Source organism: Mesorhizobium sp. Mes31 (genome assembly GCF_024519675.1).
Classification (GTDB): Bacteria; Pseudomonadota; Alphaproteobacteria; order Rhizobiales; family Rhizobiaceae; genus Mesorhizobium.
Genome location: NZ_JALJRL010000018.1, coordinates 19606 through 43117 on the forward strand (window position 1 = coordinate 19606; position 23512 = coordinate 43117).

At 62.9% G+C, this 23512-nt stretch carries 27 protein-coding genes and 1 riboswitch; of the genes, 23 read left to right on the top strand and 4 right to left on the bottom strand.

Annotated elements, in window-relative coordinates; genetic code table 11:
• Positions 1-71 precede the first annotated feature (71 nt).
• The 11 genes from NR193_RS25480 (at position 72) to NR193_RS25530 (ending at position 9650) form a co-directional block, all read left to right on the top strand.
• Complete coding sequence (locus NR193_RS25480; RefSeq protein ID WP_256753509.1) at positions 72-734, top strand: hypothetical protein; 663 nt, start codon at positions 72-74, stop codon at positions 732-734.
• 2 nt (positions 735-736) lie between these two features.
• Positions 737-1276, top strand: a complete 540-nt coding sequence (locus NR193_RS25485; RefSeq protein ID WP_256753510.1) for a hypothetical protein — start codon at positions 737-739, stop codon at positions 1274-1276.
• Positions 1277-3922, top strand: coding sequence for an HNH endonuclease signature motif containing protein (locus tag NR193_RS25490; RefSeq protein ID WP_256753511.1), 2646 nt, complete (start codon positions 1277-1279; stop codon positions 3920-3922). It abuts the gene before it with no gap.
• Complete coding sequence (locus tag NR193_RS25495; RefSeq protein ID WP_256753512.1) at positions 3883-4392, top strand: hypothetical protein; 510 nt, start codon at positions 3883-3885, stop codon at positions 4390-4392. The genes NR193_RS25490 and NR193_RS25495 overlap by 40 nt, the downstream gene beginning before the upstream one ends.
• 441 nt (positions 4393-4833) lie before the next feature.
• On the top strand, positions 4834-6687 hold the full coding sequence (locus tag NR193_RS25500; protein WP_256753513.1) for a hypothetical protein: 1854 nt from the start codon (positions 4834-4836) through the stop codon (positions 6685-6687).
• On the top strand, positions 6684-7337 hold the full coding sequence (locus tag NR193_RS25505; RefSeq protein WP_256753514.1) for a hypothetical protein: 654 nt from the start codon (positions 6684-6686) through the stop codon (positions 7335-7337). The genes NR193_RS25500 and NR193_RS25505 overlap by 4 nt, the downstream gene beginning before the upstream one ends.
• Before the next feature lie 14 nt (positions 7338-7351).
• Positions 7352-7477: a hypothetical protein gene (locus NR193_RS25510; protein WP_256753515.1), complete on the top strand. Its 126-nt coding sequence runs from the start codon at positions 7352-7354 to the stop codon at positions 7475-7477.
• A gap of 297 nt (positions 7478-7774) precedes the next feature.
• Positions 7775-8698, top strand: coding sequence for a glycoside hydrolase family 19 protein (locus tag NR193_RS25515; protein WP_256753516.1), 924 nt, complete (start codon positions 7775-7777; stop codon positions 8696-8698).
• Entirely contained in the window at positions 8698-8916 is a 219-nt protein-coding gene (locus tag NR193_RS25520; RefSeq protein ID WP_091581623.1) for a hypothetical protein, read from the top strand. Before NR193_RS25515 ends, NR193_RS25520 begins: the two co-directional genes overlap by 1 nt.
• A gap of 1 nt (position 8917) precedes the next feature.
• Positions 8918-9157: a hypothetical protein gene (locus tag NR193_RS25525; protein WP_256753517.1), complete on the top strand. Its 240-nt coding sequence runs from the start codon at positions 8918-8920 to the stop codon at positions 9155-9157.
• 169 nt (positions 9158-9326) lie between these two features.
• A complete protein-coding gene (locus tag NR193_RS25530; RefSeq protein WP_256753601.1) occupies positions 9327-9650 on the top strand; it encodes a hypothetical protein in 324 nt (107 codons plus the stop codon).
• Positions 9651-9950: 300 nt separating this feature from the next.
• On the opposite strand, the gene NR193_RS25535 is transcribed toward NR193_RS25530, so the two are convergent.
• Positions 9951-10658 carry a hypothetical protein gene (locus tag NR193_RS25535; protein ID WP_256753518.1) on the bottom strand — a complete coding sequence of 236 codons (708 nt, stop codon included), beginning with the start codon at positions 10656-10658 and terminating at the stop codon, positions 9951-9953.
• Between the two features lie 367 nt (positions 10659-11025).
• Here NR193_RS25535 and NR193_RS25540 point away from each other — a divergent pair, with 367 nt between their 5' ends.
• On the top strand, positions 11026-12600 hold the full coding sequence (locus tag NR193_RS25540; protein ID WP_256753519.1) for a glycosyltransferase family 39 protein: 1575 nt from the start codon (positions 11026-11028) through the stop codon (positions 12598-12600).
• Positions 12601-12746: 146 nt separating this feature from the next.
• A complete protein-coding gene (gene msrA, locus NR193_RS25545; protein WP_091581290.1) occupies positions 12747-13265 on the top strand; it encodes a peptide-methionine (S)-S-oxide reductase MsrA in 519 nt (172 codons plus the stop codon).
• Positions 13266-13319: 54 nt separating this feature from the next.
• Here the strand turns inward: msrA and NR193_RS25550 are convergent, their stop codons facing one another.
• Positions 13320-14057, bottom strand: a complete 738-nt coding sequence (locus NR193_RS25550) for an SDR family oxidoreductase (protein ID WP_256753520.1) — start codon at positions 14055-14057, stop codon at positions 13320-13322.
• A 154-nt stretch (positions 14058-14211) separates the two neighbouring features.
• Between NR193_RS25550 and NR193_RS25555 the strand changes: the two genes are divergently transcribed.
• The 10 genes from NR193_RS25555 to NR193_RS25600 all read left to right on the top strand — a co-directional run bounded on the left by NR193_RS25555 (position 14212) and on the right by NR193_RS25600 (position 21802).
• Positions 14212-15132: a LysR family transcriptional regulator gene (locus NR193_RS25555; protein ID WP_256753521.1), complete on the top strand. Its 921-nt coding sequence runs from the start codon at positions 14212-14214 to the stop codon at positions 15130-15132.
• Between the two features lie 66 nt (positions 15133-15198).
• Complete coding sequence (locus tag NR193_RS25560) at positions 15199-15294, top strand: putative RiPP precursor (RefSeq protein WP_256753522.1); 96 nt, start codon at positions 15199-15201, stop codon at positions 15292-15294.
• 100 nt (positions 15295-15394) lie between these two features.
• Positions 15395-16423, top strand: a complete 1029-nt coding sequence (locus NR193_RS25565; RefSeq protein ID WP_256753523.1) for a formyltransferase family protein — start codon at positions 15395-15397, stop codon at positions 16421-16423.
• 143 nt (positions 16424-16566) lie between these two features.
• A riboswitch (TPP riboswitch) is annotated at positions 16567-16680 on the top strand.
• Positions 16671-17279 (top strand): Ykof family thiamine-binding protein, encoded by a 609-nt coding sequence (locus NR193_RS25570; RefSeq protein ID WP_256753524.1) that lies wholly within the window; start codon positions 16671-16673, stop codon positions 17277-17279. Its footprint overlaps the riboswitch before it by 10 nt.
• Positions 17280-17324: 45 nt before the next feature.
• Positions 17325-18143: an ABC transporter permease gene (locus NR193_RS25575; protein ID WP_256753525.1), complete on the top strand. Its 819-nt coding sequence runs from the start codon at positions 17325-17327 to the stop codon at positions 18141-18143.
• Positions 18140-18910, top strand: a complete 771-nt coding sequence (locus NR193_RS25580; protein WP_256753526.1) for an ABC transporter ATP-binding protein — start codon at positions 18140-18142, stop codon at positions 18908-18910. Before NR193_RS25575 ends, NR193_RS25580 begins: the two co-directional genes overlap by 4 nt.
• On the top strand, positions 18907-19929 hold the full coding sequence (locus NR193_RS25585; protein WP_256753527.1) for an ABC transporter substrate-binding protein: 1023 nt from the start codon (positions 18907-18909) through the stop codon (positions 19927-19929). Before NR193_RS25580 ends, NR193_RS25585 begins: the two co-directional genes overlap by 4 nt.
• A 339-nt stretch (positions 19930-20268) precedes the next feature.
• Positions 20269-20904, top strand: coding sequence for an isoprenylcysteine carboxylmethyltransferase family protein (locus NR193_RS25590; protein ID WP_256753528.1), 636 nt, complete (start codon positions 20269-20271; stop codon positions 20902-20904).
• Between the two features lie 288 nt (positions 20905-21192).
• Positions 21193-21357 (top strand): DUF3309 family protein, encoded by a 165-nt coding sequence (locus NR193_RS25595; protein ID WP_091581271.1) that lies wholly within the window; start codon positions 21193-21195, stop codon positions 21355-21357.
• Positions 21358-21628: 271 nt separating this feature from the next.
• Positions 21629-21802, top strand: coding sequence for a hypothetical protein (locus NR193_RS25600; RefSeq protein ID WP_256753529.1), 174 nt, complete (start codon positions 21629-21631; stop codon positions 21800-21802).
• A gap of 136 nt (positions 21803-21938) precedes the next feature.
• On the opposite strand, the gene NR193_RS25605 is transcribed toward NR193_RS25600, so the two are convergent.
• Both NR193_RS25605 and NR193_RS25610 read right to left on the bottom strand, forming a co-directional pair.
• Positions 21939-23009, bottom strand: coding sequence for a sensor histidine kinase (locus tag NR193_RS25605; protein WP_256753530.1), 1071 nt, complete (start codon positions 23007-23009; stop codon positions 21939-21941).
• Between the two features lie 188 nt (positions 23010-23197).
• Positions 23198-23491 carry a hypothetical protein gene (locus NR193_RS25610; protein WP_256753531.1) on the bottom strand — a complete coding sequence of 98 codons (294 nt, stop codon included), beginning with the start codon at positions 23489-23491 and terminating at the stop codon, positions 23198-23200.
• Positions 23492-23512 lie beyond the last annotated feature (21 nt).

Genomic DNA, 23512 nt, shown 5'->3' on the forward strand with positions numbered 1-23512 from the left:
CAGGCCAGAGGGGGGTGCTGTCCCTCCGGCCTCGGCTGTTTCTGCCAGCCAAAAAAGGGACCTCCCCACCAATGACATCCCACCATGCCGAGCAACTCGGCAGGGCGCGGACGGCTGCCGAGTTCGCTGCCGTCATCGCCTTGCTTGATACCGAGCTCAATGACGCGATCGCCCGCAAGAGCGAACTGGCACAAGCCGAGGACCGCGCGGTCTTCGGCGACGGCGACCTGGCCGCCGCACGTGCCGCCCTCGACGACTGCAACGACCAGATCGCGCTCCTGGAAAAGACCATCGACGCCGCCGGCAAGCGCCGTGCGGAGGCAGCGCAGAGCGAAGCCCGGGCCGACATCGCCGCCCTCGGCGACGAGATCAAGGCCAAGGCGGCAGTGCTCGGCGAGCGCTGGCGCAGCGTCCACCGGCTGGTCGAGCAGCTGCGCCAAGAACTGTTCGAGGCCGATGCGCTCGCCCGCACCATTGCCACCGCCAATGGCCTGTTCGACGCCGCCGGCGTCACCGAGCTGAAGGTGAATCTCACCACCACCCGCCGCGCCGCCATGGCCGGCGTGCGGGCCGCCCCACCGGCGCGTCTCAGCCGGCCGGCGCTGCAGGCCGACAGGCTGCTTTTGTCCTTCCTCAGCCCCGGCGGCGCGCTCGACCCGCGCCCGGCGCTCGGCGCCCCCGTGGACGGCATCAAAAGCAAATTCATTCCCGCAAGCTTTAGCGAACGAGGCTGACCATGTGCACACTTGCCCTTCTTGGACTGGCAGGGACCGCCCTGTCGGCCGGCGGCGCGCTGGTCGAGGGCCAGCAGCAGAAGCAGATGGCCGACTACCAGGCCAAGGCCTATGAGCAGCAGGCGCTGGCCGACGCGCAAAGTACCGCCTTCGAGCAGAGCCAGGAGCGCCACAAGCAGGACCTGCTGCAGGCTCAGGCCCGCGCCCAGGCTGGCGCGTCCGGCGTCGGCATGGCCGGCTCGCCGACCGAGGTGCTGGCGGCCAACGCCAGGCAGGGCCAGCTCGACCTCGACGCGATGTTGTACGGCTCGCAGCTACGCCAGAACAATCTCAACAGCCAGGCGGCCATCTCGCGCTTCTCCGGCAAGCAGGCGGTGACGGCGTCGATCTTCAACGCCGGCAGCGCGCTCGTCGGCGGCCTCTCCAAAATCTACGACCCGGCGAAGAGCCAGACCTCGAGCATGGCAGTCGGCACGGCGCCGACGCGTTCCGTGATCTTCGGCAGTTCGCCTCTCAGGGCTGCGTGGGCAGGGAACACTTAAATGGCAACCATCCCTCTCCAAATAGCCCAGCGCCGGCTCGATACCGGCAATGGGGTGCAATATCCCCAGGGATCGCCCGTCGGCAGGGCGATGCAGGGGCTGGGCGACCAGCTTTCCGCTGTTGCCGAGCGCTACCAGCAGATGAAGGACCAGCAGGAGGCGTTCGACGCCGAGTTGGCAGGACGCCGGTTTAAAGGCCAGGTCGCGCAGGCGGAAGACGAGGTGGCGGCCAACGCGCCGGCCGACGGCAGCGGCTTGCATGAGGCCATGTACGGCCAGGTCGATCCGCGCACCGGCCAGGTGGTGAAGCCTGGGCTGTTCGACACGATGTTCGACGATGCCCTGCCGACCATGCCCGAGAGCCAGCGCGCCAGTTTCGCCAGGCAAAAGGAGACGCTACGCGCGGTTGGTGCGCGGCGCATGGCGCAGCGGCAGAAGGCGCAGCGCGACGACTACGAGTTGGCCGAGTGGACCAAGGTCGACACCATGTCGACGAGCGCCATCGCGAACAGCGACCCGAACGACACCGCGAATTTCGAGGCGATCCGGCAGAGCGGGTTTGACCTGATCGCCAAGATCGGCAACCCGCTCGCCCGACAAGCGGCGGAAGCCGCCTGGCGCACCAATACGGCCAAGGCGCTGGTCCAGGCGATGATCGCCCAGGACCCGAAGCGCGCCGTCGAGATGCTGGGTGCGGCGCAGGTTGGGGGGCGGACGAAGGACGATACGGCAGAGGCGGTTGGTGGCTCCCGCGCCTCGGGCAACTCAAATGCGGCTGCGGCAGATGATGCTGGCAAGCTGATGCCGGTCGAAGGTAGTGCGCGGGCATTCGACGGAAGCAGCGCGACGGCGCCGGACGACAAGACAGCCATTCCCCTCGACGCCATCACCTACCTGAAGCCCAGTGATGTCGTAGCGCTAAGGAATCAGGCCAACACCGCGACTGCCGCGCAATTGGTCGATGCCCGCGCCAAAGTGCAACTCGCGGAGCAAAATGCACCGGCTGTCATCGCCAGCACGGGCGAATATCCCGAGGCGAAACCGACTACGCAGGATTTTGCCAGCATCTACGGAGCCGAGGACGGCCCGAAGCATTTCGATCAGTTCAGGATAACGACCGGCGTCGCTGGTTCGGTCTTCGACATGCGCCGTATGCCGAACCAGGCAATACACGCTGAGCTTCGGGACTTTGAGCCCGGTCCCAACAGCTCGCAGGAAGAGCGGGCGCGTTACGAGGCAAAGGCTGCCGGCGCACAATTCGTTCTGGGCGCTAGGAGGGCCGACCCTGCCGCCTATGTCGGCCAAATGTTCCCAGGCCGGGCTCCCGACTGGGACAAGATCACAACTCCCGAGGACTACAAGGCTGCCATCACCTGGGCCGTTGCAGCCCAACAGGAGATGGGTTTCGACAAGATACTGCCGTTGCCGCGGTCCGCCGCGGAAAGCCTCGCCGCGAAATTTATCGACCCAAGCGTGCCGTGGCGGCAGCGTATGACCGAACTGAGTACGATCTTTCTGGCGGTTCGCGATCCACGCTTGCGTCTTGAGATGGCGAGGCAACTGTTTCAGTCTGGCTTGCCTCGGCTGCAACAGAACGCGGCAACCGATCCGAAGCTGACACCGGCAGACATCCAGGCACGGGAAGACGCCTTAGCGGCCGGCCTGTTGACCATCACATTGCATCCGGCCCGGTCACAATACAACGCTGCGTCGTTCTGGCTGAAACCCTTCCAAGCCGCCGATGACGTGGTCCGCCTGATGGCCAAAGGCGTCAGCTTTGGTCACGCGGACAAAGCCGCGGCCGCCCTCAATTCGCTTTTCTCCGACAGAAGCTATGAGGAACTGCTCGCCGCCGAACGGGCCGCGACAGAAGATGCCGAGGACCGGGCAGGGTCGGCAGCTCTACCGGCGGAACTCCTCGGTGGTGCCATCGCCGGACATGGCCTGGCGAATTCGGGCATCACTCTTACGGGCAGGTTGGGCACCGCAGCCTTGGACGGCCTGACCGGCTTGGCCGCGCGGACCGCCGTCGCCGGCGGCGAGGGTGCAATCTATGGCGCCGCATATGCGCACGGCTTGGATGAGGACATCCTGAGCGGCGCGGCGGCTGGGGCACTTTGGGGCGCCGGCGGCAATGTCCTTGCCGAGGGGCTCAGCGAAATTGGCAGGCAGGTAACGGCGAGGCTCACCGGTTGGTCGAGGGGCGCAAAAGCATCCGAATTTGCGCAGAACAGATCGGCTGAAGAGGTAACCGAAGTACCTGGAAAAGAAGGAGTTGGTGACCCGAAGGCGGCTGAAGTCGAGGCGTTGGAACGGTCTGCTACTGCTGAGAACCCGGCCGCAAAAATTACTGACGAGGATGATCTAAAGCTTGTTCCTACCAAGCGCACCATGACGAGCAAAGCTCTTCGCAAGGAATGGGAGTTGCTGCATGGTAAGCCCTGGCCCAAAGACCCTGCGACAGGTCGAAATATGGATGTTTCCCATGAGAAACCGCTGGCCGACGGGGGGTTGGATCACGTATCAAATATTGCGCCTCGTACGAGGGAAGATCACATACGGCACCACAAAGAATCTGGGGATTTCGAGCGCTGGGCTAGGAGACGATGGCGCCAGAAAAAACCGAGTATTGGAGAAACATCGTGAACGCAGTTACGCCAGACCTCAGTAAAGTCAGTCGTTTGCCGCTGGCTTCCGACGATCCTGAATCGGGGGATGACATTGACGCGGCTCTTCTGGAAGCCCGTCAATACCTCCAGTCTTATAACTGGGGAAAAAATATCAAAGCCGAGTATTTTGGGTATGGTGCCGAGGGTATAATATACATTTTTCTCTTCGAGATTTTACCTGGAAGACCAGATGTGCCTCAATGGATATGGGTGATCGTGGGCGATGTGCCTCCGGCCTATATGCCTGGCGATGACGTCCAGACACCGTATGAGGTGCTGGATGGATATATCGGTGCAATGGAGGATTGGGTTGAAGCTGCGCGACAAGGGAAGTCAGTTGCGAAGCTGATCCCCGTTAATGTCCCGGCGACTCCTGCCAACGCTGAAATGCTGGACAGTCGTCTCAAATTTCTTGATGAAAAGGTTCTGCCGCTGCTTCAAGAGTGACATGTTCTACTGGCTCAAGGTGGACGGCAGGGCAGATTACGATGACTTCGGGATCAACCTGAACCTCGTGATATCGGAGCGAGCCTTCAGCAAGAAACCGCTGTTTCTGGGCGGCGGGGACGCAATCGAGAATCTCGAATTGTCGGACCTGGTGTCTATTGGCATATCATGGGTCAAATTATCGCGAAGGTGCGAGGCCTGCCACCTGGGACGGCGGTAAATGTCCGCAAAGCACCCGAAACAGAAGCAGCGGCTCCCGCGGCACCACAGAGTTCAACGCTGGGCAAGTTGTGGAGATCATTGACTAAATAGGCCTGATTCTCAGCTGCGCGTTGGATGTGGCCACTTGATGGCTGCCGACCTTCGCGCGGTAGTGTCGTATCGGTACTCAACCTTCTTCAAGCCTCGCTTTCGCGGGGCTTTTTTCATGGAGCAAGCCTTATGGCCCGACCTGCAACCGCCGCCGTTCGCCTGTTGACCGGCGAACGCGAACCCGTGCGCCTGGCGACCACGGCCAACATTGCCCTCTATGGGCTGCAGACCATCGACGGTGTCGTGACAGAAGTGGGCGACCGTGTGCTGGTGAAGAACCAGGCCGATGCCAGCGAGAACGGCATCTATACGGCGAGCGAGGGCCAGTGGTTCCGCGCCGCCGACGCGCGCACCGCGCGTACAATGCAGAAGGGTACGACGGTGCATGTGCAGCAGGGCATGGCCTCTGCCGATTTCGTCTATGCCTTCGAAACGCTGAACCCGGTGATCGGCAGCGATGCGATCACACTCGCGTTCTTCCTCTCGGAAGACACGCTGGGCGATGCCACGGCCGCCGCGACGGCCGCGGCCAACAGCGCGGCCGCGGCGCTGACTTCCAAGAACGCCGCCGCCACCAGCGCCACCAATGCCGGCACCTCGGCAACCGCCGCGTCTGGCTCGGCCACGGCGGCTTCCGGCTCCGCCTCCACGGCGGCGAATTCGGCCACCAGTGCCGGCAACTCGGCAAGTGCCGCGTCGGGCTCCGCCTCGAGCGCCGCGACCAGCGCCACCAATGCCGGCAATTCGGCCACCGCTGCCGCCGGCTCGGCAAGCGCGGCCTCGGGATCGGCCACGGCGGCGGCGACTTCGGCGACCAATGCCGCAACCTCGGCCACCGACGCCGCGACATCCGCCACGGCGGCTGCAAGTTCGGTGGCGGCGCTCGGCTATACCTTTTCGACGACCACCGCTGATGCCGACCCCGGCAACGGCACCTTGCGGCTGAACAACGCCACCGCCGCCTCGGCGACCGCCGCCTATATCGACAATCTGGACGCTGGCGGTGCGACGGTGAGCGGCCTTCTCGATACGTTCGACGACAGCACCAACACCATCAAGGGCCAGCTGACGCTGCGCTCCAAGACCTCCGCCGCCATCTCCTATGTCTACAATGTCACCGGCGCCGTCTTGGACGGCGGTGGCTACCGCAAGCTGGCGCTGGCCTATGTCAGCGGCTCCGGCACGTTGCCGACAACGGCGAACGGCATCTGGCTGATGTTCGACCGGGCAGGGGACAAGGGCGCGGATGGCGCGGGGGTCGGTGATTTCACCGGTCCGGCTTCGTCGGTGGCCGACAACATCGTTACCTTCAACGGCACGACGGGCAAGGTGGGCAAGGATAGCGGTGTCAAGGCAAGCGACTTGATTGTCGGTCCTGCCTCGGCGGTGGCCGACAACATCGCCACCTTCAACGGCACCACCGGCAAACTCGCAAAGGACAGCGGTGTAGCCGTGTCGAGCCTGGCGCCAAAGGCCAGCCCAACATTCACCGGGACTCCGGCCGCGCCGACAGCCGCGCCTGGCACTAACACGACGCAGCTAGCAACGACTGGATTCGTCAAGGCCGCGATCGACGTGGTGCTTGGTGGCGTGTCAGCGGCGTTTGACACGCTGGCGGAGATCGCGGCGGCGATGCTGCAAAAGGCGGCGGACAACACGGGCATCACGGCGGGGTTTACGGCGACTGCGGCGGCTGACGGGACCAAATCCTCGGGCACTTACACGCCTTCGCCAGCCGGCGGCAACTTCAAGACCATCACCAACGGCGGCGCCTTCACCCTGGCGGCACCATCACTTGCCGGCACGTACAACATGGAGATAGACATCACGAATAACGCCTCGGCTGGTGCCATCACCTTCGCCGGCTTCGCATCCGGCAATCCGAAAGGCGATCCGCTCACCACCACGAACGCAAGCTTGTTCAAGCTTCACATTTCGAAAACGGCTGCTGGCGTGACGGCGGTGATTGAGGCGCTGCAATGAGTGCCGGCCTGATAATGCCAGCGTATCAAATACTTGATCCGCTGCCGGTCAAACAGTTTGTCAGTTCGCTTTTCGATACCTCCGCACTGTCGGCCTACACAATATCTGTCGATACCGGTTTGCCTTCGCCGCAGCGCTGCATTCTCGTCATGTGTTCCAGCAACGTGACGCCTGTTGGCCTGAGCGGGACGATTGGCGGGGTTGCGATTACCTGGGTGTCGTCGGTATCGAATAGTGTTTCGTGGTGCGGGATCGGTATTGCCCGCGTTCCCAGCGGGTTAGGAGCTCAAAACGTCGTCGTTAGCTTGGGCACATCTGCCGCTTACTGCACGGTGGCGACGTATCGCCTTTATAATGTCCGAAGCATTGCGGCGGCTTTCACGGCCAGCTCGACCGCAAATCCTGGATCGACAACCATCAACGTTCCCAAGAATGGCCTGCTCTTTGCCAACGCCCGCGAAGGCAATGTTAGCTCCACATACACATGGACCGGCGTCTTGGAAGACTATGACACCGACGTAACGGGCCAAAGCCGATCGACATCGGGGGGTAGCTACCAGGCGATAGAAGCCGAGACGGCGCGCGGCGTCGTGGCGACGCGCGCCTCCAATGGCAACAACTACGTGATGGGCGCTGCAAGCTTCAGATAGAAGAATCCCCACCGATGACACTTGCTCTTATTCACGATGGCGAATTTGTCGCCGCGATAGTCGAAGGCGCGTCCTTCGAACATGAAGTCATGCAGGGCAGGAAGGTCGAGAGGTTCTTCCCTGACGCGGCAAATCTCTGAGCTACCAGATGCGCCATGCGATGATACACAGCATGGCGAAGCAAAGCCAAAGCACAAGCCGAATTTCAAAGAGAGCATGGCTGACGGCGCTCGGCGCAAAATGGTGCGCATCGTTATCAAGCGTCTCTGCCTCGAACCGCTCCTGAGCGTCGATAAACTGCTGTTCGGCTCTAGTCGGTTGTCTGTCAGATCTCACGGGCGCAACTCCAAGCCTCTGCGATACCTGAAAGCCGCGCGCGGTTCAATCTTCATCACACTCCCAACATCAAAGCCCGTGAGGGGCGGAGAGGAATCCCCATGGCCCGCACCTTTGCGGAGGCGCTCGCGCAGCTGTGCCCGAACGCCTCGAAGACGATCATCGCCGGCATTGTCGATAACCTTCATCTGCTCGACCATGCCGGCATCAATACGCCGATCCGCGTGCGCCACTTCTTCGCCCGCGTCTGCGTCGAGACCGGCGGCCTTCACGCGATCGAGGAGAACCTGAACTATTCGGCGCGGCGTGCGCATGAGGTGTGGCCGGGCCGGTTCCCGACGGCTGCCTCCGCCAAACCCTTTGCCAACAATCCGGTGAAACTTGCCGAGAAGGTCTATGGCGACCGGCTTGGAAATTTTGCGGCCGGCGATGGGTGGAAATATCGTGGTTCCGGGCTGCTGCAGAACACCGGTCGTGAGAATTTCGAGGAGGTCGAGGCCGCGACTGGACTGCCTGTGGTCGCGAACCCGGACCTGCTGCGCGGTTTCCCCGGCGCCCTGCTGGCGGCCACGATTTACTGGAGCAAGCGCAACATCAATGCGCTGGCCGACAGGAACGATGTCGCCGGTGTGTGCAAGGCGGTGAACGGCGGTGCGATCGGGCTGGCCGACCAGAAGGCGTGGCTGGCCAAGGCGGCGAAGGTCTGGCCGGATGGCGCGGTAATCGCTTTTCCCGCCGCGCCCGCGCCCGCGAAACCCGTTCCGGTGGTCGTCCCCGACCCTGCCGCGCCCGCAATGCCTCCACAGGCGACCCCGATACCTCCGGTCGCGCCGGGTCCGTCTGCCGAAACGGGAATTCCCGTTTCGCCTGCTGGCGAAGCTCCGGCAGTCCGGCCCGTGCCTTCGGCAAAACCGACGTCGTCCGGCGGCAAGGCGGCTGTCGCGGCTGGCGTCTTCGCTCTCGTCGTCACGGCGCTTGCAGCCTTCTGGCGCCACGTCACCGAGCTTTTATGGAGCATCTTCTGATGAAATGGTTCAACACGAATGCGCTGCACAATGTCCTCAACACGCTGATCGCGATCATCTGCGGCGGCGCCCTGGTCGGCTTCGACTGGACGATGTTCGGCCTGACCGATCGCACAGCACTTCAGATCAGCGGCGCCATCGCCCTTGCAAAGATCATCATCAACGCGCTGCGCGATGGCCCGGGCGGCATGGTTGCGCCACCAGCCGGGGAGAAGTGAGATGTCGCTTGTACCGATCGCAACCGCGCTCATCGAGCAGCTTTGGCCATATCTTCTCGCGGGCCTCATGGCGATCGCGGGTATCTGGACCGCCTACGCCAAGGGCAAGGCCAGCCAGAAAGCCAGGCAGGCGGCCGCGGATGCAGCGGCACGCACCGAAGCCCAGAAGATCGATGATGCCGTCGCCGGCAGGGCGCCGGATGACAACCGGGCGAGACTGGGCAAATGGGCAAAATCATAGCGATTTTGCTCATGCTGGCCGGCTGCACCACGGTTGGCGGGTCGTTCTGCGCGGTCGAGCATCCCATTCGGCCGGCAAAGGCGGAGGTGGCAACCCTTTCCGACGCGTCGGTGGCGGCGATCCTGGCTCACAACGAAAAGGGCCAGAAGCTTTGCGGATGGAGGCCATGATGCACGATTTCTTCGACATGCTCGGCATCAAGGGACCTGTCGTCGCCGCCGGCCTTGCCGGCGGTGTTCTGCGCGCACTGTCGCGGCACCGTTACAAGCTGCGCGAAATGGTGGCCTCGCCGATCTGCGGCGCGCTGGCGGCGGCGTATCTGACCTTACCGGTCGTGTCCTATTTCAAGGCGAGCGGCCTGCCGATGCCTGATCCGGCCGACGACACGACCACGCTTGCCGCTGCCTTCCTGATCGGCGTATCGGCGATGTGGATTTCGGATATTTTGTTCGAGTTCGTGGTGAGGAGGTTCAAGCCGTCGGCTGAAGAGTGATCCAGGATGATCCTTGAAACGGCCGGACCGGGCAGAGCATGCCATTTTTGCGCGTTCAACTGCATGGAATAGGTTGTTTTGCCGGGAGTTTGGCCATGACCAAGCGTGTTTCTGCCAATCCCAGCCGATCACCGCCGCTTTAAGCGGGCGTCTCCTGCTTGATCCTGACGTAGCCGACGAGGCTCGAACACAACCAATAGCCCGTCCGGTTCGCCGGGCGGGCTATTTTGCGTTTTTGGCCCGAGAAGTCCCGCCCATCCGCTCAACGAGCCTTGCATCGGCGATCCGGCCTGGCAAGCCTCAAGCCAGGATGTTGACCGCGCGTGCGGCGACCAGCGCGATGGTCAGCAGCGAGATCATGGCCTCCGCCATCATCAGCAGCTTGGCGCGCTGGGAGAGCGGCAAGGTATCGGTAGGCGAAAACGCCGTCGCGTTGGTGAAGGCAAGGAAGACATAGTCGACGAAACCCGGCAGCCAGTCGCGAAGCTCGCGGTCGTTGAGTGTCATCTGCGCAAACAGGAAATCGGCCTGGGCGAGCTTGACGAGGCCGCAGGTCGGCGGTCCGCCGCGGTCGGTGCTCCAGAACCACAAGGCGAAGACGATGACGTTGGTCACCCAGATGTTGAGCGCGTCGATCAAGAGCGTCGTGCCGCTGCTGCCGGCATGGCCCTCCAGCAAGGCACGCACCAGCAGGACCAGCGAACCGCAATTCATGATGCTGATGACGGCTGTCATGGTCAGTGCCGTTCTGCGGATCATGACGCGAAACTGGCCGATCGCGTGCCACTCGTGGTCCTCGACCGCCTTTCTGGTGGCAGCCTGCGTCCAGGCCGTTGCCACCGACAAGGGCAGCAACAGGGCGGCTTCCAGTGCCGGCGCCAGCCAGCGTGGCCCGAATGAGAGGTTGTTGATGACCAGAAGCTGCAGGCAGATGATGATGAGGACGGCGGCACGCGCCATCCAGAAGTCGAGCGCTCGGTAGTGAATGACGGCATGCTGGTGGCGCATTGTAATCCTGGCGAACTTTGAAGGGTTTGGAGCGCGGCGGGATGATCCGCTCAGGCGCAGGCGACGTGCGCCGCCATCTCGCCCGGCGCGTGGCTGGGATCACGGGCATCGTGGGCCGGAAATGAATCTCCCCGATGCGTGGCTTGTCCCGCGGGCTCGACATTTTCGAGGGGCTGCCTGGAGACGTCTTCCATCGCTGTTCTGCTTGTATTCGAGGTGAGGGTTAGCATCGGAGCGATAAACTCCGCCTCAATCTTGGTCTTGCAATGGTCATGTAAGTATACATTTTCGTAAGCTTCGATTTCTGGGCTGTTCGGAAAATGGTCCGGTGTGATTTACCCACCGCATGGCGAGAATCGATGAATCCATGGACAGCTGGCTGCCGGTCGGCCTGGCTGTTGCGAGTGGCCGGTACCGGTCGTCGATCTGGTCGACCCTGGTCCGTTATCCGGAAGTCGTCCTCGCGCTTTTGTGCCTGATGCAGATCCTGTGCTGGACCGTGGTACCGGCGCTTGTCGACGCCGCGCCGCCCGGCGATGTCGTCGAGGGTTTCATGTGGGGGCGCGAATGGGTGCTGTTGACCTACAAGCACCCGCAGCTTCCGGCATGGCTGCTCGAGGCCAGCCATCTTCTGACCGGATCGTTCCGCTGGCCGCAATATCTGCTTTCCCAGCTTGTCGTTTCGACCACCTTCATCTTCGTCTATCTGCTGGCCCGCGACATGCTCGGGCGAACCCGCGCTCTGGCCGCCGTGCTTTTGATGCCGTCGATCTATTTTTTCGGCTGGCCCACCCCGCAGTTCAATCACGACTACGCGCAGATGCCTTTCTGGGCCGCCATCTCATGGCTTTTGTGGCGCGCAACCCGCGACACTGGCTCCAGATGGTGGTGGATCGTGCTGGGAATGGTGTCCGGGGTCGGGCTCTACGCCAAGTTTTCCACCGGTCTGCTGTTGCTGTTCGGCGCGATCTGGCTGTTGTCGGACACACGGGCACGCACTCGCCTCGCCACGCTTTGGCCATGGCTGGGGCTCGCCGTGTTCGTTGCCGTCGCCGCACCCTTGGCCGCCCAGCTCTACCGCATCGACTTCCTGCCGCTGACCTATGTCGCCGGCCGCGATGACTGGGTGATGGCCCACCGCGCCCGTCTCTACTACATCGGCGTGCAATTGGCCGGGCTGACAGGCTTCCTTGCCGTTCTCGCAATATCCGGGCTGTTGCGGCGCGAGCCGCCGCGCAAGGTCGTGGCAGTGCACATGGCGCCGGTCGGGCCGAGGGCGTTCACCTATCTCTTGTGTATGGGGCTTGGCCCGGCCATTCTCGTCATGGTGGCTTCGCTGTTCACGGGAGCGGGGGAGGCGTGGGGCGCGCCGATGTACAATCTTGTCGGCGTCGTGGCCATTGCCTGTCTTGGCGACCGGCTCGGCATTTCCGAGATGCGCAGGCTGGCGATCTGTGCGCTCGTGTGCGTCATCGGCGTGTCCGGGGCCTATGCGACGATCCGATCGACAAGCTGCAATGTCCTCGGACACATGCAACCCGTCTGCTGGCCCGCGCAACTGGTGTCCGATGAAGCGGAAACCGTCTGGCACGAGGCCAGCAAGGGTCGGCTGGGCATCGTCGGCGGTGACACAGGGCTGGCCATGCTTGCCGGGCTGAATGCCTATGACGAGCCCTCGATCTTTACCGGCCTCGACATGCGGTTTGCGCCATGGATCACGCCAAAGCGGCTGCAGGACCAGGGCATGCTGCTGATCTGGCAGGGTAGCCAAAAGCCGCCGCGGCGGCTCATGCCATGGATCAAGGCACTTCCGGTCAAGACCGTCATGCTCGGCTGGTCACGCCAGGCGCCTCCCGTGGCCATCAACTTCGTCGTCATTCCCCCGGGCACGCACGATCTGCCGAATGATCCGCCGGCCCCGCCTGAAGATCAGGAGAACTGACCGCTGCCCGCCGTGTCCGACGCTGGCGACTGGACGAAAGCCGCGACAATGCCCATTTATGGGGAGATCCAATTCATTTTTGCGCAATTCCAGACGGAAAAACCGCTAGACACTTTTCCTGGAATTGCTTTGAGAGGAGACGTGATATGGCGACTTCGACCGAACGCGCAGTGCTTGCCGGCGGCTGCTTCTGGGGCATGCAGGACTTGATACGGCGCTATCCCGGCGTCATTTCCACCCGTGTCGGCTACAGTGGCGGCGACGTGGCCAACGCCACCTACCGCAACCATGGCACCCATGCCGAAGCCATCGAGATCAATTTCGATCCGGCCACGATCAGCTATCGCACATTGCTGGAGCGGTTTTTCCAGATCCACGACCCGACGACGCGCAACCGCCAGGGCAACGATGTCGGGATGAGCTATCGCTCGGCGATCTATTACACCAGCGACGAACAGAAGCGCGTTGCCGAAGACACCATCGCCGATGTCGATGCCTCTGGTCTGTGGCCGGGCAAGGTCGTAACCGAAGTCGCGCCGGCCGGTCCCTTCTGGGAAGCCGAACCCGAGCACCAGGACTATCTGGAGAAGTACCCTAACGGCTACACCTGCCATTTCGTCCGACCGGGCTGGAAGCTGCCGGTGCGTGAAAAGGCGGTTTCTTAGGGTTCGCAGGATCGGGGTCAAGGCCCCGATCCTCGCCTTGCCGTCTATCGCGGATCAAGCCTGTTGCGTCGGGTATAGCGTCAGGATGTTGACGTTGACCCTTGGCGGCTGCGACACCGCGTAGAGCATCGCTGCGGCGATGTCCTCGCTCTCCAATTGCTCCATGTCGCCCAGCCGGTGCTCGACCGCCAACCGCACATCGTCGCGCATGTTGGCGGTGAACTCGGTCCTCACCGCGCCCGGTTCGATCACGGTAATCCGGATGCCGTCCTTGCCGATTTCGCGGCGCAGCGATTCCGCCATGGCGCTCACCGCGTGCTTGGTGCCGGAATAGACCACGGAAGGGTGGATGTATCGCCCGGTGCCCGACGAGACGATGACGATATGGCCTGATCCCTGCCGCTTCATCGCCGGCAGTGCCGCGTTGATCGCGTAGAGCACACCCAGGATGTTGATGTCGACCATCTCCCGGTACTCGCGGGTGGTGGTGTTCTGGAAGGGGGCGGCGACGCCGACGCCGGCGACATTGAATAGCATGTCCAACTGGCCGTAGCGTTCCAGCACTCGCCGGACCATGGCGGTGGCTTGTGCCTCGTCGCTGATGTCGGCCTCGATGGTGAGTGCCTCGCCACCGGCGTCGCGGATGCGCCTGGCCAGATCGTCGAGCCGCCGCAGGCGCCGCGCCGCGATGGCGACGGTAGCCCCTTCAGCCGCCAGCGCCAGCGCGGTTGCCGCGCCGATGCCAGAGGACGCGCCGGCCACCAAGGCGATTTTCCCATTGAATTTCCGCATGTTCGCTGCTCCTGCTCAGAGGGAGATTCAGATGCGCTCGGTACCGGGCCGACCCTGGTCGGATCCCCTTCGAGGCGTCTCTGCAAACTAGGTGACAGACACTGTGCGGATAATACGATAGAATTCCATCGCACTCATTGGAGAATCTGGCATAATGCGTGGCAGCGACTATGCGGAACTGAAGGCCTTTGCCGCTGTCGTCACGCATGGCGGCTTCGCCCGCGCCGCGGAAGATCTCAGGATTTCGGCGTCGACGCTCAGCCAGACGATCCGTCAGCTCGAAGCGCGGCTTGGCCTGCGGCTGCTCAACCGCACCACCCGCAGCCTGTCGCTGACCGAAGCCGGCGCACGCCTGCTTGCGCGCTTCGCGCCGGCCATGGCCGAGATGGAAGCGGCGGTCGGCGATGCCGTTGCCTTGCGTGACGCGCCGGCCGGCGTTTTGCGCGTCCATATGCCCAGCGTTGCCGCTGCCACCTATCTGGAGCCAGTGCTCGGTGGCTTTTACGAGGCATGGCCGGACATCGTCCTCGACGTGACGATCGACGACGCCGCCATCGACATTGTCGAGGCCGGCTATGATGTCGGCGCCAGGCTTGGCGAATTCCTCGAAGCCGACATGGTCGCCGTGGCGCTTGGCGGCAAGCAGCGCCAGTTCGCCGTAGCCTCGCCGGACTACATCGCCCGCCACGGATCACCGTCAGCACCGGCGGACCTGCTCCAGCATCGCTGTATCAACTGGCGCCGGCCGGGCAGCAGCGGCCTCTACAAATGGGAATTCGCCAGGGAAGGCCAATGGTTCTCGGTCGCGGTCAACGGTCCGCTTGTCGTTTCCAGCCGTGACATGGCAATTGCCGCCGCGGTGCAGGGGGTCGGCATTGCCTTCTGGGCGGAAGATTTGCTGCGCCCGCTGATCGAGGCCGGCAAACTGGTGCCGCTGCTGGACGACTGGTGCGCGACCTTTCCCGGCTGGTTCCTCTGCTACCAGAAACAACACCATACGCCGCCGGCCGTGCGCGTCTTCGTCGATTTCCTGCGGCACGCCAATGCCGGCCGCCAAACCCTGCCTGGCGGTTGACAGTTTGCTGTGCCGCTGGCCAACTGCGGATGCTGATTTGATGTCAGTGCGCTTTCGGGGGTGGACATGAAGAAGATCTACGAAAAGCCAGTGCTGGTGAAACGCGAACGACTTTCGGTCGTCACCGCCGTGGGGGCGCTTTCACCCAAACCGGCCGGCTGACGGGCGCGGCTCGACCCTGCTTGGCGGTTTGTGCGGTCGGCCTGGATCGCCGGTCGCAGAATGGTGGCGAGGAAGGCACTGTTTGACCGGACGTCAGAAGATGAATTCGACTGACCCCGCCGGTCGTGGGGTGTCGATCAGTGCGGTTTTCATGCTGGATATCTCTGCTTACACCGGACCGCTGCTTGCCGGCTGGGTGGAGGCGGGAAACCACATCGGCGCGATCGTCGTGCCTGGCTTCCGGCGGCGGCCCACCGGCTTCAGCATCGGCAATTTCCGTCGAAGGCTGAAACGCAAGCTCCTGCTCCGGCGCTATCTGGGTAACGCCGGGGTGAAGCTGATTGAATTTGGCCGGCCTTACGACTGGGGCGAGCTTGACCGGCAACTGTCTGAAATCACAGCCGATGTGCTGATCTGCTATGCTTTCCCGGCCCTGATCCCCCAAGACCTGCTTGGTCGCTTTCCCAAAGGCGGGCTCAATCTTCACCCGGCGCTGCTGCCCAACTACCGTGGCCCGCACCCTCTCCACCGTCTGGCCGTGGACGGTCTGCATGCTGTTCACGGCGGCGTCACGCTGCACAAGATGTCCGCCGGTTTCGACGAGGGCGACGTCCTCGGACAGGTTCCTTTTTCCGAAGCTGACTGGGTGTCGAGACAGAGCCTGGTCGATGGAGCGGCGACCGCGATGCGGATGCTGGTGAGCGAGGCGGCGCCGGCCTACTGCAAGGGCGCCTTGTCAGGAGTGCCGCAGCCAGCCGGTGACTTCGTCTGGGCGCGGCTCGAGCCCGCCCATTTGATGATCTCGCAGGCCATGTCGATCGAGCATGTTGCGCGGCTGTGGCATGTGCTGGGACTGCTGCCGGGCATCTACCTCACGGTAGCCGGCCGCAAGGTCAGGCTGGCATTGCAGATTCGCAGGCTGGGTCCTCCCACCGGAGAGGCACCGGTCAAGCGATGGGGGACGGTGGAGTTCGATCTTGCCGATGGCAGGGTTCTGCATCTCACCTATAGCCGCCTGCTCAAACGGCTCCTGAAAGTGCGAAGTATGTTCGTACCCGCTCCAGTCAAGGAAACGCGCCCGGCAATGCGACTTTTCGGCAAAATGGAAAGCAAGTCCGGGCAGAGATGAGCGTCCGCCGCATGGCCTGCTTGCCGCAGTTGTTGTCGGCAGGGCGGTGTCCTGCGAGCTGCCGTTGGCCCCTGGCGCAATGGTTTTGACGCAGCGCGCTGAAGAAAACGGCTTCCCCAATCGCTTGAATGGTGCTTTAACCCCCGCATCCACAGGGGTGCTCCGTACGGTCGGGGCTGAGACGGGGGCGGCAAGCCCACAGACCCTAGAAGCTGATCTGGGTAATACCAGCGGAGCGAGGCGGGCGATGTTTTCAGGCGCACAAATTTCCCTATATCCCATGGCCGACGATTTCGTCGGCATCATTCTTGGTGCGCTCAGCGCGCTCGATCCCTACCGCGACAGGCTCAGGATCGAGACCGACGATATCTCGACCTTGCTGGTCGGGCCGCCCGAAGTCCTGTTCCCGGCTCTTCGCGATCTGTTCGTGGCGGCGGCCCGCAGCGGCAAGCACTGCGTGCTGTCGGCCGCCATCTCGCGCGGCTGCCCGGGCGAGCCGGACGATCCGATCTGCCGCTCCGATGCGTTTGGCGGACCTGTCGGGCCGCTCGGTCCGCGCAAGGAGGCTGCCATCCGCGCGGTGCGTGAAGCCGCTGTCACCGGCCAGCCGGCGGCGGCGCAGTTCTCGCTCTATGTGATGGGCACCGACGACCACATGGACGAGATCTATGGCTGCATCGACTTCTTGAAGCAGTCCGGCGTCTATGAGCGCTCCAAGAATTTCTGCACCAAATTGCGCGGCGATGCCGGCGCGATCTTTCTGGCGCTGAACGAGGCCTTCTGCCGCTTCGGGCCAGGCGCCGGTCACGTAACCCTCGACGTCACGGTCTCCGCCAACAGCCCCACCGCTGTCTGAGCCTACCCGCGCTTGTGCGCGAGTACCCGTCCAAGGACATCTCCCGTGGTCTCATCGTCGTCCAGCCACTCGCATCAATTCGCGGGTCTCTTCGCCAGGGCAGCCCCGGCGGTGATCTCGGCCGGGCTGCTCCTGCTGGCGTGGGAGCTTTGCGCCCGTTATTCCGGCATCAAGCCGACGATACTGCCGGCGCCGTCGCGCGTCTTCGCGCAGGCGATGCTCAATCGCCAAGCGCTGATCGACAACACCATTCCCACCCTCCGCGCCACGCTATTCGGCTTTGCCTGTTCGCTCAGCGCTGCCTTCGCGCTGTCGATGCTGGTCGACTTTTTCCAACCGCTGCGGCGTGCGCTGTTTCCGGTGTTCGTCATCAGCCAGACCTTGCCGCTGGTCGCCATCGCGCCGCTGGTGGTGCTGTGGTTCGGCTTCGGGCTGACCCCTAAGATCATACTGGTGGCGCTGGTCACCTTCTTTCCGATGCTGGTGGCCCTGGTGCAGGGCTACGAGGCGACGGAGGCCGAGATCGGCCAAGTGCTGCGCGCCATGGGGGCAGGGCCCTGGCGCGTCTTCGTGCTGGCGCGGCTGCCTTCGGCGCTGCCCTATTTCTTCGCCGGTCTGCGGATCTCCATCACCTATGCCGTGGTCGGCGCCATCTTCGCCGAATATGCCGGTGCCGCGAAGGGGCTGGGCATCTACATGCTCAATGCCAAGAACAATTTCCGCCCCGATCTGGTGCTGGCCGCCGTCGGCGTCAGCGCCGCGCTCACGCTCGTCCTGTTTGGACTGACGGTGCTGCTGCAGCACCTGGCCATGCCCTGGGAACGGACCGACAGGCAAGCTCGGGGGAAGGGACCGGGGCGATGAGCCGGCTCGAACTGCGGCATGTGCGCAAGGCGTTCGGCGGGCTCGAAGTGCTCGCCGACATTTCGCTTGGTGTCGGTGCCGGCGAATTCGTCTCCATCCTTGGGCCTTCGGGCGCCGGCAAGTCGACGCTCTTCCAGCTTCTGACGGGTGCGGAGCATGGCGAGGGCGAGATGTTCTTCGACGACGCGCCGCTCGACGACCATGGCAGGCATTTCGCCTTCATGCCGCAGCGCGACGCGCTGATGCCATGGCGGCGCATCCTCGACAACGCGACACTCGGGCTCGAAGTGCAAGGCGTCAAGCGCAAGGCGGCGCGGGCACGTGTTGCGCCGCTGTTTGCCGAGTTCGGCCTTGCCGGCTTCGAGCGGCATTTTCCCGCCCAGCTTTCGGGCGGCATGCGCCAGCGTGCGGCGTTGCTGCGCACGGTGGTGCAGGAGCGCGACATGCTGCTGCTCGACGAGCCGTTCGGCGCGCTCGACGCACTGACCCGTGCGGCCATGCAGCGCTGGCTGGAGCAAATGTGGCGGCACCACCGCTGGACGGCGCTGCTGATCACCCACGATGTGCGCGAGGCCGTGTTCCTGTCCGACCGCATCTATGTGCTGTCGGCGCGCCCGGCCCGCATCGTCCGTGAAATCAAGGTGCCACTGCCGCGCCCGCGCGGCAGTGGCGGCGATGCCGCGCGGCAGGCGAGCGCGCTGGAAGCCGAGATCCTCGACATCATTCTTAACCCCGAGCCCGCAACCACTCAAAGGATACGATCATGACTGACTTGACGCGCCGCCAGGCCCTGTTGCTGACCCTTGCCAGCAGTCTTCCACTTGTTGCCGGAGCGGGCCGGGCTCAAGCGCAATCGGCGGCGCAAAAGGTCACCGTCGCACTCGACTGGACGGTCAACACCAACCACATCGGGTTGTTCGTCGCTCGCGACAAGGGGTTTTACCGCGAGGCCGGCCTCGCGGTCGATATCCTGCCCTACAGCGACACCGGTGCCGGTACACTCGTCGCCAACCGTGTCGCCGATTTCGGCATCAACGGCACCATCAGCCTCTTCACCCAGAAAACCGCCGGGGCCGACTTGAAGGCCGTCTATGCCGTGGTGCAATCCGAAACCGGCCGAGTGGTCTTCAATGCGGCGCGCGGCGAGATCAAAAGCCCGAGGGACCTTGACGGCTTGACCTATGGCGGCTTCGGCAGCGCCTGGGAAAACGCGCTGATCGGCACCATCATCCGCCACGACGGCGGCAAGGGCAATTTCGAGACGGTGACGCTCGGCACCTCGGCTTATGAAGCGCTGGCCAACGGCTCGGTCGATTTCACGCTCGAGGTCGCGACCTGGGAGGGTGTCGAAGCCGAGCTCAAAGGCATCAAGCAGCGCAGCTTCGTCTATGCCGACCATGGCGTACCCGACGAGCACACGACGCTGATCTCGTCGAGCGAAGCCTATCTCCAGGCCAACCCTAAGGTCGCGGCCGGCTTCGTCCAGGCGACGCGGCGCGGCTACCAGTTCGCCGCCGATCATCCCGATGAGGCTGCCGCACTGTTGATCGCGGCCAACAAGGATGCCTTGACCAATCCGGCGTTGATCCGCGCTTCGCTGAAGGCACTGATCGATGGTCACTTCTTGCGCAGCCAAAGTGGCGCCATCGCCACCATGGATCCGGCCAAGATGGAAGCAATCGGCGACTACCTGTTCGCCGCCGGCATTTTACGTGACTCCGATGGCAACGTCGTCAAGCAACGTCCGGATTTTGCGGGATATTTCAGCAACGCGTATCTGGGGTAGGGCAGGATTCTTGAACCCAGAAGTCTCATGCAGGACCACATCGTCGGCGTCGACGGACGATGACGGTGAGCTGGCCGCAATCGGGACTGGACGAGCTTTGGATCGCGAAGCTGCAAGGCAGGAACGTCCAATCCCATGCGCCGCATAGATTGCATGAATAGAGCAAGGCAACCCTGCCTGCTTTCGGCGATATATATCCGGTTTAATACCGATCTGATCTTGTCAATTAACTGCCCGGCAATGGTTGCGTGCAAAGGTCGGCCCGAGGGGAACATCGGGGTGCCTGCATTGCTTCTGTCAAAAAGTGAACCGCTTTCGCGGGCCAATGAGGACGGGATTTTGTCCGTAGCGCGAAAGCGCGAAATCCTGATCGACCTGCGGGAGGGCTTCTTTCGCGCCTGCGCGCTGGCTTTCGCGGCGCTCTTTGTCTACCGCGGCGTGTATCACTTCGTGCAGGATCCGACCCGGCTCAACATCGCGCTGATGGCGATTTCCGAGGTGCTGACCTTCACCTGGCTGCTGCTGTCACGGCGGCCGGTGACGCGCGACTGGAACCCGCTCACCGTGGTCGTCTCCGTAATCGCCAGTTTTGGCGCCGCCTTCATCACCCTTGAGCCGGGCATCACCATTATCCCGGTTTATGTCGCCGCACCTCTGCAGTTCCTGGCGTTGTGGTTCGTCATCTGGGGGAAGATATCGTTAGGGCGTTCCTTTGCCATCCTGCCCGCCAATCGCGGCGTGATGACGGGCGGTGCCTACCGCCTGGTGCGGCACCCGATCTATGCCGGCTACCTTGCCGGCCACGTCCTGTTCCTGCTGTCGGCGTTTTCCTTCTACAATTTGGCCGTCTACGCCGTGATCACCTACCTCCAGCTGTATCGCATCCTGCGTGAAGAGGCGTTGCTGGCCAACTTGCCGGAATACCGCGCTTACATGAACCGCGTGCCCTACAGGCTGTTCTACGGGATCGCCTGACAACAAGGCGGCGACCTCAACATTGAAGTTAGTGCCCGCTGATTTACCCGCCGCCGAGGCCAAGAGCGCAGAATCGGCCGTGAGGCTTTGACCGCACCCTCCTGGCATCCGGCCGGTCGGAAGGCCCGCCACCCAGGCGGGCTTCCGCGTGAACCAGGGTTTCTTCCGCTTGTTTTGCTACCGACAGGTCACGCGGAACGCTAACGCGCTGAAAGCGTTCATTCCCAGCAACATGCGAATGGCCATGTTGAGACCGGCGCGTCAGCGCCTAGAGGAGCGGGAAAACCCATGAGCTTAGGCACCATACTAATCATCATTCTTATCATTGCACTGCTCGGCGGGTTCAGTGGCCTTGGCGGCGGTCCGTTCTACGGAACCGGATATTATGGCGGCGGCGGGCTTGGACTGGTGCTGCTGATCATCATCGTGCTTGTCGTGCTCGGACGCATCTAGCCGTTTCGATCATCGCCGGGGTTCGCAATCTCGTGACCGCGTGAACAGCGCGGCGCACCGGATTGTGATGAGTTCAGGTCGGCTTGTGATCCGGCGTTCCGCAAGAATCCCTTATGGTGATTGCGGTCCACACCCCCCGTGGAAACAAGAGGAGAGGGTCCCACCCCTTGTCCTCCTCCAAGGCCCGCTCCGGTTTTGCCGTAGCGGGCTTTGCTTTGCGGTCGAGGGAACCGGCTTGCGTCGATATCGTTGAGTTGTGGAAGGCTGCAAAATGTCCCTGACTCTCCGAGCGACACTGTGCGAAATTCGCGACGATCTTCACGTCCTGCGGCGGATGGTGGCGGCTCGCGGCCATATGGAGACCATCCAGGGAATCGATGCGCTGATTGGGGTGGCGGAAGCAGAGACCATCAAGGCAATCCGCAGCATCGATCGCCCCACCTGAAAGAGATGCCGGGTCGCTTTCTGGGACGGCAGCGCCAATTGGCGGAGTAGGGTGCGCTGAGGCAGGCGTCCACGGTTTCAAGCAGCCATCTCTTCAACCGGATCAGATGTCGGAAGGAGGCATCTTGGCGGCGATATCAGGCCGCCCGCGGCACCCGGGAGGTAAACGTCGCCCGGGTCACAGATACGCTTGTGCCGTCGGCGTCGCTTATAACCTCCACCTTGGCCTCCAGTTGTTTCACCAGCGCCTCTATGATGGCCGTTCCAAGCCCGGTGGCCGGCAAGTTATTGGCGATCTTGCCGACGCCATTGTCCGAAACTGTCAGTTTCCAGTCGCTGCCAGCGGTCTCGTAGCTCACCTGGATGCGCGCGCCGGCTTTCTCCTTGGGGAAAGCATATTTGATGGCGTTGAGAACGAGTTCGGTAACGATCAGTCCCAGGCTGACTGCCCTTTGCGAATCCATCCTGCCGCCTTCTGCCATCGCGGTGACCGTGATTGGCTGAGCTTCGCCGACCATCGACGAGGCGAGGCTGCTACACAGTTTCGGAAGGTAAGAGCCGACATCGATCTCGTCGATGCCGGCTGAGGTGTGGAGATGGCGCTGCACTTCGGCCACGGATAGAACCCGTTGGTGGGCGTCCTTCAGATGCTGACGCGTTTCTTCCGACGTGACCGAGCGTGCCTTCAGCAGCAGGATGCTGGCGATGATCTGCAGGCTGTTGGCAACCCGGTGCTCCATTTCGCGCAGCAGCACGTCCTTCTGGTGGAGCAGATCTTCGGTACGCTTGAGCAGTTCCTCCTTCTCTCTCTCGATCACCCGACGGGCGGTAATGTCGTTGAAGGCGAGAAGGATGGTGATGGCCGAACTGTGGTCGTAAAGCACCTTGCGGGCATTGAGCAGCATGGTGCGGCGGCCGATGCGCGGGAAATCATGCTCGACCTCGAAACCGTCCATGGCGGTCTTCTCGGGAATGATCGTTTCCAGCAACAGCCGAAGTGCGGGAATATCCCATTGGCCGTCGCCGAGCGCGTAGAGCAGCGAGCCCTGGGTCTGCGCTGGGTCGACTTCGAATGTCTTGTAGAAGGAGCGGCTGGCCGCCAGCACGCGAAACTGCTCGTCGAGCACGAGAAACGGCTCGGTGATCGTGTTGACGATCGCCTGCGCCAGCGTCTGCGCGTCTTCGATATTCGCGATGGGTTGAAACATGGGCACAAGCCAAACGAGCGGCGTTCTACCCCTCCAAGGATGGACTTATACCTTTGCCGGCCCGCTGTCGCGAATTGAATCCGCCTGGCACGCGGATGTGATCTCCACATCGCGCTGAAAATAAGGCGGGCACTTCGCCCGCCTATTTCGGCTGTCTTAATCCGGGCATGCGCCCAAATCGAAATGCGTCAGTTCGCGCCGCCGAGTTGCTTGGTCATCTTGCAGAAATTGTCATGCGACTTGGCAATGGCCTCGTCGCCACATTCCTTCATCATGCCTGCACGGTCTTCTTCCTTCATGGCCATCCAGGCGGCCTTGAATTCCGCTTCGGACTTCATGGTCTTCATGCCGGCGTCGGTGAAGAAGGGCGACATCTTTGCCGGATCGTCGAGCGCGGATGTTCCGGTGCTGCCGCCGGCAAGCGCTGAGCCAGTCATCATCGCAAGCGCCATCGCGCCCATCGTGAGCATCTTGAAATTCATCTGGATATTCCTCTCTGTGGA

What these genes read in the sequence shown, in the direction of transcription:
- NR193_RS25480 (WP_256753509.1), top strand. Translation starts at nt 72, where the DNA reads ATGACATCCCACCATGCCGAGCAACTCGGCAGGGCGCGGACGGCTGCC.
- NR193_RS25485 (WP_256753510.1), top strand. Translation starts at nt 737, where the DNA reads ATGTGCACACTTGCCCTTCTTGGACTGGCAGGGACCGCCCTGTCGGCC.
- NR193_RS25490 (WP_256753511.1), top strand. Translation starts at nt 1,277, where the DNA reads ATGGCAACCATCCCTCTCCAAATAGCCCAGCGCCGGCTCGATACCGGC.
- NR193_RS25495 (WP_256753512.1), top strand. Translation starts at nt 3,883, where the DNA reads ATGGCGCCAGAAAAAACCGAGTATTGGAGAAACATCGTGAACGCAGTT.
- NR193_RS25500 (WP_256753513.1), top strand. Translation starts at nt 4,834, where the DNA reads ATGGCCCGACCTGCAACCGCCGCCGTTCGCCTGTTGACCGGCGAACGC.
- NR193_RS25505 (WP_256753514.1), top strand. Translation starts at nt 6,684, where the DNA reads ATGAGTGCCGGCCTGATAATGCCAGCGTATCAAATACTTGATCCGCTG.
- NR193_RS25510 (WP_256753515.1), top strand. Translation starts at nt 7,352, where the DNA reads ATGACACTTGCTCTTATTCACGATGGCGAATTTGTCGCCGCGATAGTC.
- NR193_RS25515 (WP_256753516.1), top strand. Translation starts at nt 7,775, where the DNA reads ATGGCCCGCACCTTTGCGGAGGCGCTCGCGCAGCTGTGCCCGAACGCC.
- NR193_RS25520 (WP_091581623.1), top strand. Translation starts at nt 8,698, where the DNA reads ATGAAATGGTTCAACACGAATGCGCTGCACAATGTCCTCAACACGCTG.
- NR193_RS25525 (WP_256753517.1), top strand. Translation starts at nt 8,918, where the DNA reads ATGTCGCTTGTACCGATCGCAACCGCGCTCATCGAGCAGCTTTGGCCA.
- NR193_RS25530 (WP_256753601.1), top strand. Translation starts at nt 9,327, where the DNA reads ATGCACGATTTCTTCGACATGCTCGGCATCAAGGGACCTGTCGTCGCC.
- NR193_RS25535 (WP_256753518.1), bottom strand. Translation starts at nt 10,658, where the DNA reads ATGCGCCACCAGCATGCCGTCATTCACTACCGAGCGCTCGACTTCTGG.
- NR193_RS25540 (WP_256753519.1), top strand. Translation starts at nt 11,026, where the DNA reads ATGGACAGCTGGCTGCCGGTCGGCCTGGCTGTTGCGAGTGGCCGGTAC.
- msrA (WP_091581290.1), top strand. Translation starts at nt 12,747, where the DNA reads ATGGCGACTTCGACCGAACGCGCAGTGCTTGCCGGCGGCTGCTTCTGG.
- NR193_RS25550 (WP_256753520.1), bottom strand. Translation starts at nt 14,057, where the DNA reads ATGCGGAAATTCAATGGGAAAATCGCCTTGGTGGCCGGCGCGTCCTCT.
- NR193_RS25555 (WP_256753521.1), top strand. Translation starts at nt 14,212, where the DNA reads ATGCGTGGCAGCGACTATGCGGAACTGAAGGCCTTTGCCGCTGTCGTC.
- NR193_RS25560 (WP_256753522.1), top strand. Translation starts at nt 15,199, where the DNA reads ATGAAGAAGATCTACGAAAAGCCAGTGCTGGTGAAACGCGAACGACTT.
- NR193_RS25565 (WP_256753523.1), top strand. Translation starts at nt 15,395, where the DNA reads ATGAATTCGACTGACCCCGCCGGTCGTGGGGTGTCGATCAGTGCGGTT.
- NR193_RS25570 (WP_256753524.1), top strand. Translation starts at nt 16,671, where the DNA reads ATGTTTTCAGGCGCACAAATTTCCCTATATCCCATGGCCGACGATTTC.
- NR193_RS25580 (WP_256753526.1), top strand. Translation starts at nt 18,140, where the DNA reads ATGAGCCGGCTCGAACTGCGGCATGTGCGCAAGGCGTTCGGCGGGCTC.
- NR193_RS25585 (WP_256753527.1), top strand. Translation starts at nt 18,907, where the DNA reads ATGACTGACTTGACGCGCCGCCAGGCCCTGTTGCTGACCCTTGCCAGC.
- NR193_RS25595 (WP_091581271.1), top strand. Translation starts at nt 21,193, where the DNA reads ATGAGCTTAGGCACCATACTAATCATCATTCTTATCATTGCACTGCTC.
- NR193_RS25600 (WP_256753529.1), top strand. Translation starts at nt 21,629, where the DNA reads ATGTCCCTGACTCTCCGAGCGACACTGTGCGAAATTCGCGACGATCTT.
- NR193_RS25605 (WP_256753530.1), bottom strand. Translation starts at nt 23,009, where the DNA reads ATGTTTCAACCCATCGCGAATATCGAAGACGCGCAGACGCTGGCGCAG.
- NR193_RS25610 (WP_256753531.1), bottom strand. Translation starts at nt 23,491, where the DNA reads ATGAATTTCAAGATGCTCACGATGGGCGCGATGGCGCTTGCGATGATG.